Raw genomic sequence first — 20,230 nt, forward strand, 5'->3', positions numbered from 1 at the left:
CTGACCGCGAGGCGGCCCTGGGCGGTAGAGGGGAGTGGACGGGTGCGCTCGGCGTCGTGTCGACGAGGCGCGATGCGGGGGCCTCGGCGGCTGGGTGGCAGCGGCCTCCATGATCCCACGATCGTTCCCGACGGGGGTCTTGACGAGTCCTGCCTCCGGTGTCGTCGTTTCCGACGCATAGACATCAGATGTCTGACGTCAGATGTGATCGCCGAACGAAGAGGTTCCTGTCATCAGGTGAGTGCCGCCGAGGTGGCCGCCCGCCTATGGCTCCCGTCTCGTCGTCCTCGGCGGCGACCCGACCGGCACCCAGACGGTCGCCGACGTCCCGGTCCTGACCTCCTGGACGGCGGACGACCTGCGCTGGGCGCTGCGCCAGGACAGCGCCGCCTTCTTCGTCCTCACCGACACCCGCAGCCTGTCGCCCGAGGACGCCGCCGCCCGCAACCGCGAGGTCGTCCGCGCCCTTCACGAGGCCGCGGCCGCCGAGGACACCGGTTACGTCCTGGCCGGCCGCGGCGACTCGACCCTGCGCGGCCACTTCCGCCTGGAGACCGACGTCCTGGCCGAGGAGCTGACCGAGCTGGGGGTCGGAGCTCCGGACGGGGTCGTGCTGGTCCCCGCCTACATCGAGGCGGGCCGGCTGACCGTCGGCTCCCGACACTGGATGCGGACGGCCGACGGACTGCTCCCGGTCGGCGAGAGCGAGTTGCACCGTCGGCCAGAACACGCTCGCCGAGGGCTCCACCCTGCGCGCCGTCCTGACCGTCTTCGGTGCCCCGATGGTGGCCCTGCTCATCGACGTCGCCCTGTGAGGCTGGTTCCTGGGCGCCCGCCGAGGCTGTAACCGCGCGCACATCGCCGAGGTCATGGGCTCCGCACTGCCGCCCGTCGCGATGGTCATCCTCGTCGCCGGAGCAGGCTGTGTCTTCGGCAAGGTCCTGGTCGCCAGCGGCATCGGCGACGCGATCGCCGACGTCCTGGACCGCACCGGGCTGCCCGTACTGGTGCTCGGCTTCCTGACCGCACTCGCCCTGCGCGCGGCCCAGGGGTCGGCGACCGTGGCCCTCATCACGACCGCCGGCATCCTCACCCCGCTGCTCCAGCGCGCCGATCTGTCGACGGGTCAGCTGTCGCTGGTCGCCCTGGCGATGGGCGCGGGCGCCCTGGCCCTGTCCCACATCGACGACGCCGGGTTCTGGACGTTCACCAAGCTCGCCGGTCTCGACGCGCGGCGGGCCTGCGCACCTGGACGGTCCTGACGACCGTCATGGGCTGCGCCGGCTTCGCTCTCACCGCCGCGCTGTGGCCTCTGGTCTGAGACCTGGCGCCACGCGCGGATCCGCCCGCCCGAGCCCCGACCGGCCCGGGCGGGCGGCTCTTGGTGTCGGTGCTACTTCTATGCGCTCCTGTAGCCCGTGACCTTGGCGATCCAGGCCACGAAGTCGGGCAGGTCGATGTTGGCGCCGTGGCCCTGGTCCCAGTAGTAGAGGTGGTTGACGTCGTCGCCGAGGGCCGCCGCGGCCGCCGCCAGGTTCGCGGAGATGACGTGCGAGGTGTCGGTGTCGTTGGTGCCGAGGCGGATCCACCAATGCTTGGTCCGCTTCGGGTTGGCCTTCTTTACGAGGTGGTACATCGGGTTCATCAGGTCGAGCTTGGCGGGGATGTCGCTCGCGACACGCTTGGTGGTCAGGCCCGTGGTGTCGTTCTTGGCGCCGTACGCCGTGAAATGGCGGGCCTTTGTGGTACCCGCGCCGAACTCGTTGTTCTCGCCCGCCGACAGGTCGAAGGCGTCGAATGCCGGGGTGGTCTTCTTGCGGGCGCCGACGTGGGTGAGGAAGTCGGCCCAGGTGAAGGTCGCCTTGCCGTTCGCCCAGGTGATGAAGGTGTTCTTCGCCAGGTAGGTCTCGCGGTCGGAGTCCGACAGGGCGGTGAGGTAGGTGGTGGCCGAGGGCTCCAGGTACTGCTTGAGCAGGTAGTCGTCGTAGTTGCGGGCCGTGAGCGTGCCGAAGCCCGAGCCCTTCAGGCCGCGCAGCTTCAACGTCGCCTGGTACTCGGCGAACTGCGACTGAAGATCCTTGGACACCGTCTGGTCGACGACCTTGCCGGCGGACTGGGTGACGTTGCTGCCCCAGTTCCACTCGTAGGCGCCGTCGGCGTGCTCCAGGTCGGTGATCGGGCACCAGGCACCGGTGGCGAAGATCGCGTCGGAGGCGTCGGCGGCGCCGATCTCCTCGAGGAGCTTGTCGTAGAGCGGGCTGTCGCCGGAGGCGCCGAGCAGCGAGGACAGGGCGCCGCCCGCGCTCACGCCGGCGGAGACGATCCGGTCGGTGTCGCCGGGGATGCGGCCCTTGTTGGCGCGCAGATACCGCACGGCCGCCTTGAGGTCGATGATCGCCGCCGGTGCCGTGCCGTAGTACTCGCCGGCGGAGTCCGTCGTCGTGCGGCCTCGGGCGCCGGGCTCGACGACGACGTAGCCGGCCAGGAGCGCCATCTGCGGCATGGCGGCCGCCCCCCCGCCGCTGGGCGGGGCCGGGGAGGCCGTCGCGGAGGCGGATGCCGTCGGAGACGCGGACGGGCCGCCGCCACCCGTGGGGGGCGTTCCGCCCATCGCCGCCCCACCGATTCCGGTGGCCGCCGCCACGGAGGACTCGACGTAACCGGCGATGACGTTGGACAGGACGATGGGCGCGTTCGAGGCGTCCACGGCCTTGCCGTCGATCTCGACGGGCACGCTGACGATCAGACTCTGGTACTTCTCGTCGACCGGCTTGGAGACGTACGTGATGGCCTTCCAGAAGTGGTAGGTCACGTCGTGCGCGGTGCCGCCGGTGTCCGTGAGAGTTGTCGTGATCTCGGTGTAGCCGTCCGGATCGAAGACCAGGCCGTCCGAGGAGGACGAGGAGGACGACGAGTCGGAGGCGGTCTCGCTCGACGCCTGCGCGCTGACGGCGATGCCGCCGACCGCCGCGACACCGGCGGTCGCACCGATCCCCAGAACGACCGACCTACGCTTCATTGCCTTGTGCTTCAACTTGATGTCCTCTCCGGAAGTGTCCCGCCGGTGCTCACGGATGGTCGCGGACCGAGTGATCCGCTACTGCGAACGTAAAGAATTGTTGACGATGATGCCAACAATCCTGCTCGTTTCATGGGGGACCCATATGACCTCGTGGGCGGCTCACAGCGACGTCCCGCCCGGTGCACAGGAGAACTTCCGGGTGCGCGGGAGCAGCCCGAGCGCACGGTGCGGCTCGTCCGGGAGTGGGCCGCCAGGTGATCGTACGGAGGGGGACCGCCGACCGTCCTCGTCGCTCACCGGCCGAGCAACTCGTCAGGAGAGCCGAGAGTCGAGCAGTCGGCGGCTGTGGCTCCGTGGATCGCGGTCCGCTCGCGTCTTCGGGGGAGGTCGAGTTCCTCCATGTCGACGATGGCAGATCGGGTGCAGCCGGGGCCGTAGAACACCTTGAAGTGGTCGACCGGGCGCTTGGTGAGCGGATGGGTGGTTGAAGGGGAGGGCGCTCTTTCGGCACCATCTCCGCCGCCGAGCAGGGAGGCGTTGCCCGGGGTGATCCCGCTGTCGGCGTTGTGAGCCCAAGTCGGCCATCAGGGATGCCCGCCCGGCCTGGGGCGGACTCGACCGGTTCGCCCGCGTTTCTGTGGGTGGCGGAGCCTCTCTGTCTCTGTGAGTCCTCTAGTTAGTTGACGATATTGTTGACGATTCTTTGGAGCGACCCTAGGGTCTCCATCACTGCGCAGGAGTGCGGGTCGGCATATGAAAGGGAGAAAGATCAGTGAAACGCCGAAGTCTCCTTGCCGGAATCGTCGCCGCAAGCGCCGTTCCCGCCGTGGCCGGGGTTTCCTCCGGCTCGGCGAGCACCAGCGTCACCGGGACACAACTGGCCGCAAGCTCCGGGCACATCGTCGAGGGCACAGCCATCACCGAGGTGTTCGGGGACGGGCAGAAGCTCACCGCCGTGGCCCTCGAGTACGACACGGAAATCGACGCGTCGAAGCTGTCGCCGGCCACGTTCAAGGTCACCGACAGGACCGTGACCAACGTCTACGCCAACACCGCCGCGGCGAAGGCGGGACACGGGACCAACGGTCGCTACGTCATCATCGAGCTCTCGCCCCTGGACGAGGCGGCCCGCCTGTACGAGGACGGCTTCTCCGGTTCGTCGTCCTCCTCGCAGCAGCCCACCGCCTCCGCCTCGGCTTCGGCGTCGTCGTCCGCGACCGTCTCGCCGTCGGGCTCTCCGACCGGTGGCCCGGGCGGAGGCGGAGGCATGAAGAGTCCCACGCTGAAGACGGCGTCGGCCGAGGTGACCCAGGTCGGCACGGTGACCACCACCGGCGGCGACGCGTACGCCGCGAACAGCACGGCGATGACGACGAGCAAGGTCGACAACCTGATCGTCGACGACTTCCAGCAGCTGAAGTACACGGACGCCGACACCGGCAGGTCCCTGCAGTACAACCTGTTCGTGCCCAAGGACTACGACAAGTCCAGGTCGTATCCCATGGTGCTGTTCATGCACGACGGGGGCACGGCCGGCACGAATCCGCTCATCACGCTGGCCCAGGGGCTCGGGGCCGTCATCTGGGCCACTCCGTCGGAGCAGGCCAAGCACGATTGCTTCGTCCTCGCACCGCAGTTCACCGGCGAGGACGACGAGGGCAGCGACGGCAACGCACCGGCCCTGAAGACCATCAAGGGGCTCATCGACTCGCTGGCCGGCAAGTACAGCATCGACAAGAAGCGGCTGTACACCACCGGCCAGTCCGGCGGAACGATCACGTCGATCGCACTCGACTTCACCTATCCCGACCTCTTCGCCGCTTCCTTCCTCGTGGCCGGCCAGTGGGGCGACCTCTCCCAGGTCAAGCCGCTGGCCAAGCAGAAGATCTGGGCCGTGGTGTCCGAGGGTGACGAGCAGGCATATCCCGGCATGACCGGCATCATGGACACCATCGAGAAGGAGGGCGCGAGGATCAGCCGCGCGGTCTGGGACGGCCAGCTGACACCGGGTGAGTTCGCTCCGTACGCCGCCCGGATGCGGGCCAAGAAGACCCCGGTCAACTTCGTGGCGCTGAAGAAGGGCACGGTGGTCTGGCCCGGCCTGACGGAGAACTCCGTCGACAACCACGTCTGCACCTGGCGGGCCGCCTACACCATCGAAGGAATCCGGGACTGGCTCTTCGAGCAGAAGAAGAAGTGAGCCGGTCAATTCCGTGAGAGAGCGGGCCGGTCCGCAGGTGCGGTCGACCCACGTGCCGGACTCAGCCGGTGCTGCCGAGGGCCGGCGCGAAGCCGAGGCGCGTCAGGCGCTGGTCGGCGACGCACTCCAGGCACTACCGCGGCCCGGCCTACAACTACTGGTGTACGCACGCGCCCCCGGGGCACGGACACCACCAACCCGATCGAGTCGGCGGACGGCGCGGGTGCCTACTGCCGGGCGGAGAAGTACTACCTCTTCGGGAGCCTGTACGGCACCGACCGGCTCTGGACGGACCAGGACCACGAGATCGCCGACACCACGTCCTCGTACGCCGCCCGTTTCGCCGCCACCGGAAACCCCAACGGCCGCGCCCTTCCGACGGGCCGCCCTGCGCACCGGCAAGCCGCTGTCGATGGAACTCGGCGACGGCTTCGCGCCGATCCCACGCCGACAGCGAGGCGCAGCTCGCCTTCCCCAAGGCCTACCTGCTTTCCCAGGCCACGGAGTACTGACGGACCGCGCAGTGCACCCCGGCACAGGCGCCGCAATTGCCCCCCACACGCACCGAGTTGGAACGGAGACCAAGCATGCCCGTATTCACCCGTTGGTGTCGCAGGAGAACCGCCACCCTTCCCGCCGTTGTGGCCACCGTGCTCGCCCTCGTGACCGGTGGGAGCGCAGCGCTCGCCTCCGGTTCCCCGGGTGCTGCGCAGACCGTCGAAGCGGTCGATGCCCGCGCGGCGAGTAGCACCACGTCCGGTACAGCGCCGGCCGTTCCCTGCTCCCAGGTGGCGTCCCTGGACCTGGCGGCCGCCGTGCCCGGTGTGCCGTTCGAGATCACCTCGGCCGCGGAGGTGGCCGCAGCCGACAACACGCTCGGGAACTGGGCGTACTGCAATGTGCAGGGCGTGATCGCCCCGCAGATCCACTTCCAGCTGCGCCTGCCGCAGACCGGCTGGCAGGCCGACTATCTGCAGCTCGGCTGCGGCGGCCTGTGCGGCAACGTCAACACGGGCAACGCCGCCGCGTCGTACGGCTGCGTCCCGCTGACCGACGGCGCCTTCGCGGTCGGCTCCAGCGACGAGGGCCACTACCAGGGCGGCGGCCTCTTCTCCACCGACCCCACCCTGCGCGCCGACTTCGGGTACAAGTCCGACCACCTGCTCGCCCAGGTCGCCAAGGTCCTCGTCAAGCAGTACTACGGCCGGCCCCCCACCCACTCCTACTTCGACGGCTGCTCGCAGGGCGGCCACCAGGCCCTGACCGAGGCCCAGCGCTACCCGACCGACTTCGACGGCATCGTTGCCGGGGCTCCCGCCAACAACTTCACGGCGCTGAACACCTTCTCGCACGCCTGGACTGCCCAGTCCGTCTTTCTGAACGGCGGCCCGGCGACCATCACCACGGCCGACCTCGCCACACTCCACGCGGCCGTCCTCAAGGGCTGCGACGCCCCCGCCGACGGGATTGTCGCCGACCCGCTGGCCTGCGACTGGGACCCGGCGAGCATCAAGTGCGAGGCAGGACAGGCCTCCACCGCCTCCGACTTCTGCCTCACCGCCGACCAGGTCACCACCTTGCGCCGCATCTACAGCGGTCCGACCGACGAGCACGGCGAACTCCTCTACCCGGGCTACCAGTTGCGCGGTTCGGAACTGAACTGGGCCGGGATCATCGTGCCCACGACGGCGACCGGTACCACCGGCGACATGAGCTTCGTCCGGGAGACCGTCCGCTACCAGGTCTTCGACGAGCCGCACCCCGAACTGACTTACAGGGACGTCAAGTTCACGTCGGCCTACTTCAAGAAGATCATGCAGTCGAACGAAGGCATGTATGACGCCACCGACCCTGACCTGACCGCGTTCAAGAAGGCCGGCGGCAAGCTGATCCTCTGGCACGGTCTGGGCGACCAGCACATCCCGGCTGTGGGCACGATGGCGTACTACAAGGCGGTGCAGAAGGTCATGGGCGGCGCGGCGGCCACCAGCAGCTTCGCCCGGCTGTTCCTGCTTCCGGGTGTCGCGCACTGCGGCGGTGGACAGGGGCCGGACAAGCTGGACGCGCTGACGGCGATCGTCGACTGGGTCACCGAGGGCCAGGCCCCCGACAGCCTCCTCACCACAGCGGTCGACAGCACCGGCAAGACCACCGCGACCCGACCCACGTACCCCTTCCCGTACGTCGCCACGAACACCACGGGCGAACCGGCGGACGAGGCGAGCAGCTACACCCCCGTACTGTCCACGGCGGAGGCGAACCTGACCCTGAACTGGCTCGGCTCGTTCCGCTCCGGCTACGAGACGGTCGGCAACTGGGTCCACGGCAAGTGGGTGGTCAGCAAGGGCAAGGCGTAAGCTGACCGCCACCGGCCGGCCCAGCCCCGCGCACGCCCTTGGCGCCTGCGCGGGGTGCCGTCGTCGTGGCGTGAGCGGGCTGGGCTCGAAGCGCGGATCGGGACGTCGTCCAGTGCGGGTGTCCGACAGATGCGGGCGTCGTCCATGCGTCGGCCGGACCCTCGGCCACGCTGTCCGGCCGGTGGCGCGGACCACCGAGGTTTCCCGGCATCACGCTCGCCCGGCTGCCGTCGTCCGTGGCCGCCTCACACCCCGGCTCAGCCTCAGCGGCATGGCGAAGGCGGGCACCCGCCTCACCGTCCCGATCGAGGTCAGGGCCCGGCAGCCGCCAAGTGCGCCGTCCGGTCACGGCGGCGGCCACCCCTGGAAGAACGCCAGCGGGCACACCGGTGCGAACGGCAAGCGGCACATGAGGCTCACCCACCCGGCCAAGCCCAGAAAGGTCAGCCCCAAGGCCCTCTCGTCGACCGGCAGGGCAACACGGTGACCCAGACCCACCTGAACGCCCACCAAACCGTCACGGGACCCCCCGCCGATGCTGTGCTGGCGGCGACCGGCCGACGGATCGGATCCGAGGCGCCGACGAGGTCAAGCGCAGTGATGGAAGGCCCTCGGTCCGGGCACCTGAGTCGCACGACTCCAGGCAGACCGAACCGTCGGCGGACCCGGGCCGGGCGCCGAACGTGACGTCCTGAGGACGGCAGACTCCGGAGGGGGCGGTAGGGGGTCGGCGGTGGCACAAACTGGCCAGTATGTGCCGTATCTCCGGGTAGGGGCCTCGATCAACAACCGGCGCTTCGAAGGGCCGCACGCCTACGGCCCGCCGCCCCGGGGTCGTATCAGTAACACGGGGCGGGAACGATGGCGATCGCGCAGCTCACGCCCGACCGCTACCACCCGGTCGCCGTCTTGCGGCTGCTTGAGAGGCGCCCACCCGTCGTCAACCGCTCCACGGGACTCGCCATCGACGGTCGGCAACCGGCGACGGCAACGTCGAAGGTCCCGCCCATACGGGGGCCCGACGACAGCCCGCACACTTCCTGGGCTCGCGGGCTCGGGTGAAGGGCGAACAGGGCCCTTTCCGGGCCTGAGCGCCGTGGCCCCAGGTGCGCCCACAGGATATTTGTCAGCAGATTTGGCCACTTCCATTGACGTGGTCTTGGCCGAAACTTATCTTCCTGTCGAAGTTACGCACGGCGTTCGAAATGTCGAACCCGCTGGCCGTCAAAGGGGACGTCCTTGTACCGCACCCGTTACTGGTTCACTCTCTCGGCTCCTGTGCCGGCCCTGCTCGCTTCAGTCGTCCCCCAGCCCGCCGCTGCGCTGTCCGCGGTCGCCGCCCCGCCCGGGCGATGACCCCGGCTCCTCGGCCGTTGCCGGGCCCCACGCGACGTTCCGCGTCACGCGACAGCAGGTCCTGTCCCGCAGGCACCGCGACCGCGAGCTTTCCCCTCTGCCCCACCTTCACCCGATCAGGGCACCCGCAGAAAGACCGGAGAACGTACATGCGCGCTCTTCTCGCACGGCTGGCGGCGGTATTGGCCGCCGTCGGCCTGCTCCTCACCTCCCAGACGCTGACTACAGCCCAGCAGGCCGCCGCCGCTGATCCGGGCTACCTGATGGTGCACTTCACCGGGGAGGGGTCGACCAATCAGCAGATGTACCTCTCACACAGCACGGACGGCCTGCACTGGAACGACCTCAACGGCGGCGGCATGGTCCTGCGCTCCACGGTCGGCACCAAGGGGGTGCGCGACCCCGCGTTCGTGAGGTCCCCTGACGGCAGCAAGTACTGGATCATCGCGACCGACCTGTGCATCGGCTGCGGGCAGGGATGGGGTGACTCCCAGACCAGCGGCAGCCGCAACCTGGTGGTGTGGGAGTCCACCGACCTGGTCACCTGGTCGCAGCCGCGGCTTCTGAACGTCGCCGACGCGATCCCCGGCGCCGGTGACGCGTGGGCGCCCGAGGCGATCTGGGACCCGGCGAGCAATGACTACGTCCTGTACTGGGCGACGAACGCGCCGCTGAACGGCGTGACGAAGCACCGCATCTACTCCGCCCACACGACGGACTTCCGCACCGTCACCACCCCGCAGGTCTACATCGACCGCCCCGGCACCCAGGGCATCATCGACACCCAGATCATCGAGGTGCCGTCCGGCGTCGGCAACTACCGCTACGTACGGGCCTCCGGCGACGGCCAGATCACGCTCGAAGGCAGCAACTCGATCCTGGGCACGTGGACCACCCTCGGCGACCTCTCCGGCGTCGGCCTCAGCGGCTCCCAGGTCGAGGGCCCGATGTGGATGAAGTTCAACGGCACCAACCAGTGGGCCCTCTACCTCGACCAGTACGCCACCGGCGGCGGTTACATGCCGGTCCTGACGACCGACCCCTCCAACCCGGCCGCCTACCAGAAGCAGGCGTCGACGAGCTACAACATGGGCGGCACCAAGAAGCGCCACGGCTGGATCATGAACCTGACGGCCGCCGAGGAGAGCCGCGTCCTTGCCCGCTGGCCCAACACGCCGGCCAACCGGCTCCAGTCGTTCAACTTCCAGGACCGGTACGTGCGGCACACCAACTTCGACGTGCGCATCGACCAGAACGTCAGCACCAGCGAGGACTCCCAGTTCCGGATGCGGACCGGCCTGGCGGGGACCGGCACCGTCTCCTTCGAGTCGGTGAACTTCCCCGGGTACTTCCTGCGGCACTCCGCGTTCGACTTCCAGCTCGTCTACAACGACGGCACCGCCGGGTTCGCCGCGGACGCCAGCTTCCGCCAGGTCGCCGGACTCGCCGACTCCACATGGTCGTCGTTCCAGTCCTACAACTACCCCGACCGCTACATCCGCCACTACGCCTACGAACTCAAGCTCGACCCCATCACCACCGCGACGGGGCGAAGCGACGCCACCTTCCGCGTGACGAGCTGACCCGCGCCAACAGGAATGCCGGCGCCCTCACGGGGCCACCTCCCACCCGCCGACGGGGAAGGCGCCGGCATCCCCACCACGAGTGCCCTCGTGAGCGAGAGCGAACGACGGTGAAGACCTCTCGTACCGTCCGGCGGGCGAACGTGTCAGGAGCCCCGCAGGCGCGGCGAGTCGTCGAGCCGGAAGAAGTCGTTCGTCATATCGGGCTTTGTTCGCAAGCCGTCTTCTTCAGGGGAAGTGAACCCATGCGCAGCGTCAGACCTCAGAGCCGCCGAAGATTCCTGCCGGGCGCTCTGGCCGCCGCGGCCGCCGCCTCGCTCCTGGCGGCCGTCGTCGGCCCGGCGGCCCCCGCCCGGGCGGCGGAGATCACGGACGGCCTGGCTCTCTGGTACAAACTCGACGCCTCCTCGGGCACCGTGGCGGTGGACGCCTCGGGCAACGGCCGCAACGGCACCGTCAACGGCACCGCGGGCTGGTCGGGGGCCGGCGAAGGGCTCTCGTTCAACGGCTCCGACACCTACATCAAGGTGCCGGACAACATCATGAGCGGCATGAACTCGATCACCGTCTCGATGGACGTGCAGATCGACGCCGCCCAGGCCACGCCGTACTTCCTCTACGGCTTCGGCAACACCAGCAACGGCGCCGGCAACGGGTATCTGTTCGCCACCGGCAACTCGCTGCGGACCGCCATCGCCTCCGGGGGCTTCTCCACCGAGCAGAACACCCAGGCCTCCGCCGCGCTGCCGCGGTCGGTATGGAAGCACGTCACCTACACCCAGACCGGCACAACGGGCGTCCTCTACCAGGACGGCGTGGAGGTGGCCCGCAACACGTCGCTCACCCTCACCCCCGGCTCCATCGGGTCCGGCATCACCACGGCCAACTCCATCGGCAAGTCGCTCTACAGCGGTGACAAGTTCTTCAAGGGCAAGATGCGCGACTTCCGGGTCTACAACCGCGCGCTGACTCCCGGCGAGGTCCTCGAGGTCAGCGGGAACACCACGGGCATCGCCGCGGCCACCCACCCCTCGCTGAAGATCGCGGCCGTCATCGACGACGCCAACAGCAAGATCACACTGCCGGTGAAGGAGGGCACGGACCTCACCGCGCTCGCCCCGCAGTTCACCCTCGCCCAGGGCGCGTCGATCAGCCCGGCCTCCGGCACGCCGCGCGACTTCACCGCGCCCGTGACGTACGAGGTGACCGGCTCCGACGGCCAGAAGCGCACCTGGACCGTGTCGGCGCTCATCATGAGGAGCCCCGTCCTGCCGGGGCTGACCGCCGACCCGAACATCGTCCGGTTCGGCGACACCTACTACCTCTACCCGACCACCGATGGCTTCGCGGGATGGAGCGGTACGCAGTTCAAGGCCTACTCGTCCAAGGACCTCGTCCACTGGACGGACCACGGCGTCATCCTCGACCTCGGACCCGACGTCAGCTGGGCCGACGCCCGGGCCTGGGCCCCGACGATGACCGCGAAGAACGGGAAGTACTACTTCTACTACTCCGCCGACACGAACATTGGTGTCGCGGTGTCCGACTCGCCCACCGGCCCGTTCACGGACCCGCTCGGCAAGCCGCTGATCGCCCGCGGCGCCTTCACGGGTCAGATGATCGACCCGGCGGTGTTCACCGACGACGACGGCCAGTCGTACCTCTACTGGGGCAACGGCCGGGCGTACGTCGTTCCGCTGAACGACGACATGGTCTCCTTCGACGCCTCGAAGGTCACCGACATCACCACCAGCGGCTTCCGTGAGGGCTCCTTCGTCGTCAAGCGCAAGGGCACCTACTACTTCATGTGGTCGGAGAACGACACCCGGGACGAGAACTACCGCGTCGCCTACGCCACCGGGTCCTCGCCCACCGGTCCCTGGACCAAGCGAGGCGTGATCCTGGAGAAGGACCTCGCCCTCGGCATCAAGGGCACCGGCCACCACTCCGTGGTGCAGGTGCCGGGCACCGACGACTGGTACATCGCCTACCACCGGTTCGCCATCCCCGGCGGCGACGGCACCCACCGCGAAACCACCATCGACAAAATGGAGTTCGACTCCGACGGCCTGATCAAGAAAGTCGTCCCCACCCTGAGCAGCATCACCCCGGTCTCCGGCGGCACCACCCTGCCGGTGAACACCACCCGCTCACTCCAGTCCGTCAACTTCCCCGGCCGCTACGCCACCGTCCGCACCGACAGCCTCGGCTACCTCGACCCGGTGACCTCCACCAGCACCGCCGCGGTCAAGCAGAGCGCCACCTTCACCGTCATCCCCGGCCTGGCCGACTCCAACTGCTACTCGTTCCGCGACTCCTCCGGCCGCTACCTGCGCCACAAGGACTTCCGGATCCGCTTCGACGCGAGCAACGGCACAGTGCTCTTCAACAAGGACGCCACCTATTGCGCCCGGCCGGGTTCGGCCACCGGCTCGGTCAGCCTGGAGTCCTACAACTACCCCGGCCGCTACCTCCGCCACTACAACTACGAACTGCGCGTCGACGCCTACCAGGACAACGCCACCTTCCGCGCCGACAGTTCCTTCACGGCGGTCAGCCCCTGGGCCTGATCGCCTCCCTCGCTCACAGGTGACCCGCACGGCCTTGCCCGTCGGGTCACCTGGCTTGCGTGCCGTCGCCCCGGCGGGCCGGAGCCTGCTGCATGAGCGAGGCCCGGCCGAAGTCGCGGAGTGAACGCGCATCGTGCGGCTGCTCGCCGCCGCCGGCGGTGCGTACGACCGTCTCCCGGCGGCGCGAAGGGGCGGCGCCAAAAGCTCGGTGCCGCCCCGGCTTCCCAGGGTTGCTGCCGACTCCTGTGCTCGGCTGCGATGCCGGCGAGACCGCGAGCGGAACCGGGGACCGTGCTGCCCGGCCGTGGCTCAGGCGTCGATGATGACGGGGATGATGAGGGGCTTGCGGCGGTGGGTGCGAAACGCCCAGTTGCCCACGGCGCGGGCAACGAGCTGTTCGAGTTGACGGGCGTCCCCGACGCCTTCCTCGGCAGCGGTGGCCAACGTCTTCTCGATGACGGGGATCACCGGCTCGAAGGTGGTCTCGTCGTGGACGAAGCCGCGGGCCAGGAAGTCGGGAGCCTCGGCCAGGGCGCCGGTGTCCGCGTCGACGATCGCCACCACCGTGACCACGCCTTCCTCGGCGAGGGTGAGGCGGTCCTTGAGGGACGCTTCGGTGGCGCCGCCGACTTCCATGCCGTCCACGTAGACGTTGCCGGCGGGGACCTTGCCGGTGATGGAGGCGCGGCCGTCGACGAGGTCGACGACGACACCGTCCTCGGCGATGACGACCCGGTCGGGGTCGATGCCGGTACGGATGGCGAGGTCGCCGTTGGCCCGCAGGTGGCGCCATTCGCCGTGCACGGGCATGACGTTGCGGGGTTTGACGATGTTGTAGCAGTAGACGAGTTCACCGGCACTGGCGTGCCCGGAGACGTGCACCTTGGCGTTGCCCTTGTGGACCACGTGGGCGCCCCACCGGGTAAGCCCGTTGATCACCCGGTAGATGGCGTTCTCGTTGCCGGGGATGAGGGAGCTGGCGAGCAGGACGGTGTCGCCCTTGCCGATGCGGATCTGGTGGTCGCGGGTGGCCATCCGTGACAGCGCGGCCATCGGTTCGCCCTGGGAGCCGGTGCAGATCAGAGTGATCTTGTGGTCCGGGAGCTTCTCCAGCTCCTTCGTGCTCACGACCAGACCGGAGGGGACCTTCAAATAGCCCAGGTCTCGGGCGATGCCCATGTTGCGGACCATCGAGCGGCCGACGAAGGCGACCTTGCGGCCGTGCTGGTGGGCGGCGTCGAGGACCTGCTGGATGCGGTGCACATGGCTGGCGAAGCTGGAGACGATGACCCGGCGCGGCGCGGTGCGCATCACCTGCTCGATGGCCGGGTTCAGCTCGCGCTCGGAGGTGGTGAAGCCAGGTACTTCGGCGTTGGTGGAGTCGGTGAGGAAGAGGTCCACGCCCTCCTCGCCCAGCCGGGCGAAGGCACGCAGATCGGTGATGCGGTCGTCGAGGGGGAACTGGTCCATTTTGAAGTCGCCGGTGTGCAGCACCATCCCGGCGCGGGTGCGGATCGCGACCGCGAGGCTGTCCGGGATGGAGTGGTTGACCGCGACGAACTCGCAGTCGAAGGGCCCGAAGGTACGCCGGTCGCCCTCCCGTACCCGCACCGTGCGGGGCCGGATGCCGTGTTCCTTGAGCTTGGCCTCCAGGAACGCCAGCGTCAGCTTGGAGCCGACGACGGGGATGTCGCGCCGCTCGCGCAGCAGGTACGGCACGCCGCCGATGTGGTCCTCGTGGCCGTGGGTGAGTACCACGGCGACGATGTCGTCCAGCCGGTCCCGGATCGAGGTGAAGTCCGGCAGGATGACGTCCACGCCGGGCTGGGTCTCCTCCGGGAACAGCACGCCGCAGTCGACGATGAGCAGCTTGCCCGCGTGCTCGAAGACGGTCATGTTGCGGCCGATCTCACCCAGGCCGCCCAGGGCGATGACCCGCAACCCTCCTTCGGGAAGAGGCGGGGCGGCCTTCAGTTCGGGGTGTGGATGACTCATACCTTGAACGTTACCCGGAGAGCGGAAGGGGTTGATCCATTGCCTGCGTGATCTCTTCTTCTCGACGGAGCGGGGCGTCCGCAGTGGTCGCCCCGGGACGATCGGATCACGCCGGTGGACGGCACGGACGTGCCCTCATGGCGCTGAAGCATCGTGTCGGCTGTACGGTCACCGGCCTGGGCGGTGAGAACGGGTGCCTGCGCCGTCTCACGTCGAAGTGCGCGGGTGATGGCGCGCGCCTCGATGCCCGCCTGGCGAAGGACACCCGTGAGGGGATTGGTGTATCCGGCGAAGTACAAGTGCGGGGCTTCGGGATGGGTCTGTGCCCCTACGACGAGGGGTTGCCCGGCTTCGTCGAGTACGCCCAGGGACCCGACCAGGTCGTGGAGGTCGGGCCGGTAGCCGGTGGCTGCGATGACCGCGTCGGGTCGCAGTCGGGTGCCGTCGGCCAGTAACACGTCGGGGCCGTCGAACGCCTGGACGGCCGCGACAGGCTCGACCCGCCCGGACCGGACGGCGTCCACGAAGCCGTGGTCGAGCACCGGGTTGACGCCTTCGCGGGCGTGGCGGGTGTACAGGCCTGTGCGGGGCCGTGGCAGTCCCCGCGAGGTCAGGTCGGGCACCGCGAGACGTTGCGTGAGCAGGGAGGTGCGGTCGCGCCACGCGAGCGGGAGGACCTCCGTCAGCCGGCCGACCGCATGCCATCGGGCGCTGGAGCGGGGCAGGATGTTGGGTGGGGTACGGACCGCGATCCGTACCCGATCGGTTCCGGCCCCGGCCAGGACGCTCGCGATCTCGGTACCGCTGTTGCCGGCGCCGACCACCAGGACGTGCTGCCCGCGGTAGGGGACCGGAGAGCGGTAGTGGGCCGAGTGCAGCAGCGTGCCGGTGAAGGTCGAACGCCCGGGCCAATGGGGGAGGTTCGGGGTATGACAGCGGCCGGTGGCCACCACGACCGCGCCAGTGGGCACGGGACCGTCCGGGGTGTGGACCAGCCACTGTGCTCCCGAACCGGGCTCGGCCCGTTCGATGCGTTGCACAGGGGTGCTCACCCGGACGTCGAGTCGGTGATGGGCGACGTAGTCCTTCAGGTATCGCACATAGTCGTCCCGCCTCACCCATGGGCCCGCCCGGCGGGGCACCGGCAGGCCGGGGAGTTTCGAGGCGCCGGGGGTGGTGTGCAGACTCAGATGGTCATACCGCTGCGTCCAGTTCGCTCCCACCAGGTCCGCCCGTTCCAGGATCACGGTCGCCACGCCGGCGCGGCGCAGTAGCGCGGCAGCCGCGAGGCCGTGGGGACCGGCTCCGATCACGATCGTGGACACGTGGAAGTCTGGCTGTGGTGTCGGGGGCATCGCCTTCTACAACGGCAGATGGCGCCTCACGTCACGCCCCACTGGGAGGCATAAAGCCTGTGGAGTGGCGATGCTGATGCGGTGGCTGCCGTTACACCACAGGTAAGGACTCGTTGAACCGCGCAGCAGCGCGCACCGAGCGCAGCTGACCGGCCAGGACCCGGATGAGGCAGGTAGGTGTTGGTCTGCCGGTGCCCTCTGCGAGCCGATGCGTTACGCCTGTCCGATCTTACGAGGGGCTTATGTGCAGATGGTAATGACGCGCCACCGGCCACGGCTGCGGATCAGCCGAGTCTGCAAGAAGTACGGCGGCAGGCAGGTCCTGCGCGACGTCGACCTCGATGTGCCCGCCGGGACACTGGTAGGAGTCGTCGGTGAGAACGGGGCGGGCAAGAGCACTCTGCTGCAGATCGCTGTAGGACACCTCGCACCCGACCGAGGAACGGTGACACGGGCCGGGTCAGTGGGGTACTGCCCGCAACGAGCGGTGCTGAACGATGCGTTCACCGTCGGTCAGCATCTGCGGTTGTTCCAGATGGCCTACCGGCTGCCGACGCTGGAGCGCGTCGACGAGCTGATGGAACTACTGGCACTGACCGGCTGCCGACGACGGCAGGTCGGCGAGCTCAGTGGCGGAACGCGACAGAAGCTGAACCTGCTGATCGCTCTCATACACGATCCGCAGTTGCTGGTCCTGGACGAGCCCTACCAGGGCTTTGACTGGAACACCCATCAGCGGTTCTGGACCCTGGCCGCCCATCTGCGTGATCAGGGTCGTTCGATCATCGTGGTGTCGCACCTGCTGCACGAACTGCACCACTTCGACGCGATCGCTCATCTGCGCCAAGGGCGTCTGCACTTCGAGGAGATCGACCGTTGAGGCTCTCCTGGACGGCATTCACCGAACTGCTGCGCTGCACTCTGCTGGGCCATCTGCGCAACCGGCTGGCCTTGGCACTGGCGGTGGCGTTCATCCCGCTCTGGATCGCCGTGGCACGCCTGTGCACCTCCGACGCACTGGTGCGCATCTGGCTGGCCGCCATCAGCGCCTCCGCCTCCGCCCCGGCCAGCCAGGTGGGTCAGGTGGCCAGCGCGCTGGGCGCCGTCACCATGGTCGCCGGCTTCATCACCTTCACGGAGACCTTTCAGTCCCGGCAGATGGACCGCCGTCTGCTGCTGGCCGGTTACCCTCGGCTTCCGATGCTCCTGGCCAAACTTGCTGCCGTCGCCCTCACCGCCGCCCTGCTGGCCTTCTACACCACGATCCTGCTGTGGATCTCCCTGCCCGTGCGCCACGCAGGCGCCCTGGGACTGGCCCTTGCAGGCGCGGGCCTCGCCTACGGCGGGATCGGTCTTCTGCTCGGCTCTCTGGTCCACGGCGAGTTGGAGGGCTTCTTCCTCATCATCATGCTCAGCCTGATCGACACCGGACTGCAGAACCCCGTCTTCAACACACTCATGAATGTGGCAGGCGTGTCCGCGCTTCCTCTGTACGGCGTGAACCAGCTGGCGCTGAGCTCAGCCCTCACCCCGCACATTCCCTGGTCCCACGGCCTGCTCTCCCTCACCTGGTCCGCAGCGACCGGCGCCCTGGCGCTGCTCGTCCTCCACACCCATCGCCCTTCCCGCTCCCCGTGGTCTCACCGGACGCGAGTCCAGGCAGGGTGATCGCGGTGAGGACGGTCTTCCTCCCGGACGTTGGCTGTTGGCCCACGGACTGCGGGCTAGTCCCTTGCCCGGGGGGCAAGGGACATATCGCCATGTAATCGAGGAAGTGGCCGTGTGCCTTGACAGTCCGGGGTGACGGACATGGCTGAGTGGCTGGGGGAACGCGACTCCAGAATCACCCATCACTGCCGCGCCGGCCTCGAACAGGGCCGGGTCCGGCGGTGGCGGAGTTGGTCGCCCTGACCTGCCGTAGGACGAGCACCAGTTGTTCCTCGTCGAGAGCACCGGCAGGGAGAGGGGCCAACTCAAGGCCGGCGCCGTGCTCGACGGGTGAACGCGCCGCCGGGCCGCCGGGGCGAGCCTGCCGGGTCTGCACGGTCGGCACGACCCGGCAGGCGACGCCGAGTTGACGGTCACGCCCTGCGGGCGGCTCGTCAGTGGCGCACCTTCACCTTGCTGAGGGCGGCCACCCCGAGCGCGGCCACGGCGATCTGGATCAGCCATTCGATCCAGTCGACGCCCTTGGTGTTGGCGACATCGAGCCCTGCCGCGATGCCCGTGCCGATGAAGGCGGCGATGATGCCGATCAGGATCGTCCACAGCATGCCGATGTGCTGGCGCCCGGGGACCACGAGTCGGCCGAGGACACCGATCACGATGCCGATGACAATCGCGCTGATCACGCCTGAGATCTCCATGCGGTGTCACCCCATCTGTAGTTGGTGACGCCCGAGTGCCCGCCGAACGGGGGCACACTCCACAGCCTTGGCCACGGCCTTGCCCGCACAGGCGTCAACCCGTTACTGGGGGCCGGCTCACGAGTCCCACCGCGGCGTCAGCATCTGATCGCCGCGCAAGAAGCCTGCGTCGGCGGCACGTTCGGGCCGAACGAGGAGGACCGGGAGATTTCGCCCGCCGACGGCCGCGCGCGCCGCAGGGCAGCCAAGAGGGGTGCCGCGCGCGAGATGTCCCACCGCCGACGGAATCGCACGGTCCGCCGTCGCCGTATTCGCGCCGGCCCGGTCGTGGACTGAGCCCGTCGGTGACCACGGCCGGGTGGACGCTCGCCCTCCTCGTCGTCCTCACCGCGGGCTTCGGCCGCTGTGCGCCGGTGAGTTGGGCTGTGCGCCGGGCATCCGGGGCGAACAGCGGGGAGCGGGCCCGTGAGCGGCGGCACCACCCGGACCGGTAGACCCTGCCGGAGCACCGAGTGCAACTCGCGGTTCAGTTCCGCGAGTTGCCGAACAGCAGGCGGTAGCCGATCAGCAGCACCAGGGAGCCGCCGATCGCCGCGCCCCAGGTGTAGAGGTCGAAGAAGTGGCTCTCCACCGGGCGGTCGAGGAGACGCGCGGAGAGCCAGCCGCCGATGAACGCTCCCGCGACCCCGATGAGGGTGGTGCCGATCAGGCCGCCCGGGTCGCGGCCGGGCAGCAGGATCTTGGCGATGCCTCCGGCGAGCAGACCCAGAATGATCCAGCCGATGATGCCCACGTGGTAGTCCTCCAGTCGCGTCCGGCCGGGCGGGATCCACCGGGGCCTTGACGCTTGAGTTGCCTGATTGCGCAAGCTTATGGATCAGCACCAGGGAGGAAAGTGGCTCGTGGGGTGCTGGTGACAAGTCGTCGATGTTCTCTCACACGCTTATTACATTGCGCAAGCGATGAAGTGGAGGTGTTCGCGTGGGCTGTGCCCCGGCCCCTTACACTGAGACAGCACACGTGCGTCGACAGTGACCGGGGCGGGGCAGGGGGAGGGGACCGTGGCGACACTCGCCGGTGGCTTCGAGGATCCGTCCGTCGAGGTGCTGACCGAGGCGGCCGCGGTGTTCGGGCTCCTCGCCTCCTCTGCGCGTCTGCACATCATGTGGGCGCTGTCCCAGGGCGAGAGCGATGTCACCCACCTCGCCGACCGGGTGGGCGGCGCGCTCCCCGCGGTCAGCCAGCACCTCGCCAAGCTGAAGCTCGCGGGGCTGGTGCGGTCCCGCCGCGAGGGCCGTAGGCAGATCTATTACATCGACGACCCCGACATCGTGACCGTGGTCCGCGTCATGGTCGGCCAACTCACCGCCCGTACCGGACCGCTCGGCGCGCACAGCACCGCCTCACGCGGCTCTTAGTCCGCCTC

16 protein-coding genes are annotated in these 20,230 nt (G+C 68.9%); 11 read left to right on the forward strand and 5 right to left on the reverse strand.

The features are described from left to right. Positions 1-241: 241 nt before the first annotated feature. Positions 242-847 (forward strand): four-carbon acid sugar kinase family protein, encoded by a 606-nt coding sequence (locus tag ACGFWE_RS23235; RefSeq protein WP_352386293.1) that lies wholly within the window; start codon positions 242-244, stop codon positions 845-847. Between the two features lie 22 nt (positions 848-869). Then, positions 870-1,262 carry a hypothetical protein gene (locus ACGFWE_RS23240; RefSeq protein WP_393601393.1) on the forward strand — a complete coding sequence of 131 codons (393 nt, stop codon included), beginning with the start codon at positions 870-872 and terminating at the stop codon, positions 1,260-1,262. Positions 1,263-1,399: 137 nt separating this feature from the next. On the opposite strand, the gene ACGFWE_RS23245 is transcribed toward ACGFWE_RS23240, so the two are convergent. Continuing rightward, complete coding sequence (locus tag ACGFWE_RS23245) at positions 1,400-3,019, reverse strand: subtype B tannase (RefSeq protein WP_393601395.1); 1,620 nt, start codon at positions 3,017-3,019, stop codon at positions 1,400-1,402. Between the two features lie 775 nt (positions 3,020-3,794). On the opposite strand from ACGFWE_RS23245, the gene ACGFWE_RS23250 reads away from it, so the two are divergent. From ACGFWE_RS23250 to ACGFWE_RS23270, 5 genes are all read left to right on the forward strand, one after another. After that, positions 3,795-5,222, forward strand: a complete 1,428-nt coding sequence (locus ACGFWE_RS23250) for a PHB depolymerase family esterase (protein WP_352386289.1) — start codon at positions 3,795-3,797, stop codon at positions 5,220-5,222. Positions 5,223-6,010: 788 nt separating this feature from the next. After that, positions 6,011-7,579 (forward strand): tannase/feruloyl esterase family alpha/beta hydrolase, encoded by a 1,569-nt coding sequence (locus tag ACGFWE_RS23255; protein WP_393601397.1) that lies wholly within the window; start codon positions 6,011-6,013, stop codon positions 7,577-7,579. A 271-nt stretch (positions 7,580-7,850) separates the two neighbouring features. After that, a complete protein-coding gene (locus ACGFWE_RS23260; RefSeq protein ID WP_352386286.1) occupies positions 7,851-8,066 on the forward strand; it encodes a hypothetical protein in 216 nt (71 codons plus the stop codon). A gap of 1,018 nt (positions 8,067-9,084) precedes the next feature. After that, complete coding sequence (locus ACGFWE_RS23265) at positions 9,085-10,518, forward strand: glycoside hydrolase family 43 protein (RefSeq protein ID WP_352386284.1); 1,434 nt, start codon at positions 9,085-9,087, stop codon at positions 10,516-10,518. 245 nt (positions 10,519-10,763) lie between these two features. Then, the gene (locus tag ACGFWE_RS23270; RefSeq protein WP_352386282.1) at positions 10,764-13,088 is read left to right on the forward strand and encodes a family 43 glycosylhydrolase; all 2,325 of its coding nucleotides are present in this window, start codon (positions 10,764-10,766) and stop codon (positions 13,086-13,088) included. Positions 13,089-13,397: 309 nt separating this feature from the next. Here the strand turns inward: ACGFWE_RS23270 and ACGFWE_RS23275 are convergent, their stop codons facing one another. Both ACGFWE_RS23275 and ACGFWE_RS23280 read right to left on the reverse strand, forming a co-directional pair. Continuing rightward, positions 13,398-15,083, reverse strand: coding sequence for a ribonuclease J (locus tag ACGFWE_RS23275; protein ID WP_352386281.1), 1,686 nt, complete (start codon positions 15,081-15,083; stop codon positions 13,398-13,400). Continuing rightward, a complete protein-coding gene (locus ACGFWE_RS23280) occupies positions 15,080-16,408 on the reverse strand; it encodes a flavin-containing monooxygenase (RefSeq protein ID WP_393601400.1) in 1,329 nt (442 codons plus the stop codon). The genes ACGFWE_RS23275 and ACGFWE_RS23280 overlap by 4 nt, the downstream gene beginning before the upstream one ends. A gap of 286 nt (positions 16,409-16,694) precedes the next feature. Between ACGFWE_RS23280 and ACGFWE_RS23285 the strand changes: the two genes are divergently transcribed. Then, a complete protein-coding gene (locus tag ACGFWE_RS23285; RefSeq protein WP_393601976.1) occupies positions 16,695-17,318 on the forward strand; it encodes an ABC transporter ATP-binding protein in 624 nt (207 codons plus the stop codon). Continuing rightward, positions 17,315-18,106 (forward strand): hypothetical protein, encoded by a 792-nt coding sequence (locus ACGFWE_RS23290; protein WP_393601402.1) that lies wholly within the window; start codon positions 17,315-17,317, stop codon positions 18,104-18,106. The genes ACGFWE_RS23285 and ACGFWE_RS23290 overlap by 4 nt, the downstream gene beginning before the upstream one ends. A 434-nt stretch (positions 18,107-18,540) precedes the next feature. On the opposite strand, the gene ACGFWE_RS23295 is transcribed toward ACGFWE_RS23290, so the two are convergent. Beyond that, a complete protein-coding gene (locus ACGFWE_RS23295) occupies positions 18,541-18,804 on the reverse strand; it encodes a GlsB/YeaQ/YmgE family stress response membrane protein (RefSeq protein ID WP_352386275.1) in 264 nt (87 codons plus the stop codon). 344 nt (positions 18,805-19,148) lie between these two features. Between ACGFWE_RS23295 and ACGFWE_RS23300 the strand changes: the two genes are divergently transcribed. Then, positions 19,149-19,298 carry a hypothetical protein gene (locus tag ACGFWE_RS23300; RefSeq protein ID WP_393601404.1) on the forward strand — a complete coding sequence of 50 codons (150 nt, stop codon included), beginning with the start codon at positions 19,149-19,151 and terminating at the stop codon, positions 19,296-19,298. 32 nt (positions 19,299-19,330) lie between these two features. Here the strand turns inward: ACGFWE_RS23300 and ACGFWE_RS23305 are convergent, their stop codons facing one another. Then, positions 19,331-19,597 (reverse strand): GlsB/YeaQ/YmgE family stress response membrane protein, encoded by a 267-nt coding sequence (locus tag ACGFWE_RS23305; protein WP_393601406.1) that lies wholly within the window; start codon positions 19,595-19,597, stop codon positions 19,331-19,333. A 268-nt stretch (positions 19,598-19,865) separates the two neighbouring features. Here ACGFWE_RS23305 and ACGFWE_RS23310 point away from each other — a divergent pair, with 268 nt between their 5' ends. Then, entirely contained in the window at positions 19,866-20,222 is a 357-nt protein-coding gene (locus ACGFWE_RS23310; protein WP_352386272.1) for a metalloregulator ArsR/SmtB family transcription factor, read from the forward strand. Positions 20,223-20,230 lie beyond the last annotated feature (8 nt).

Source organism: Streptomyces sp. NPDC048523 (assembly GCF_043199815.1).
Classification (GTDB): Bacteria; Actinomycetota; Actinomycetes; order Streptomycetales; family Streptomycetaceae; genus Streptomyces.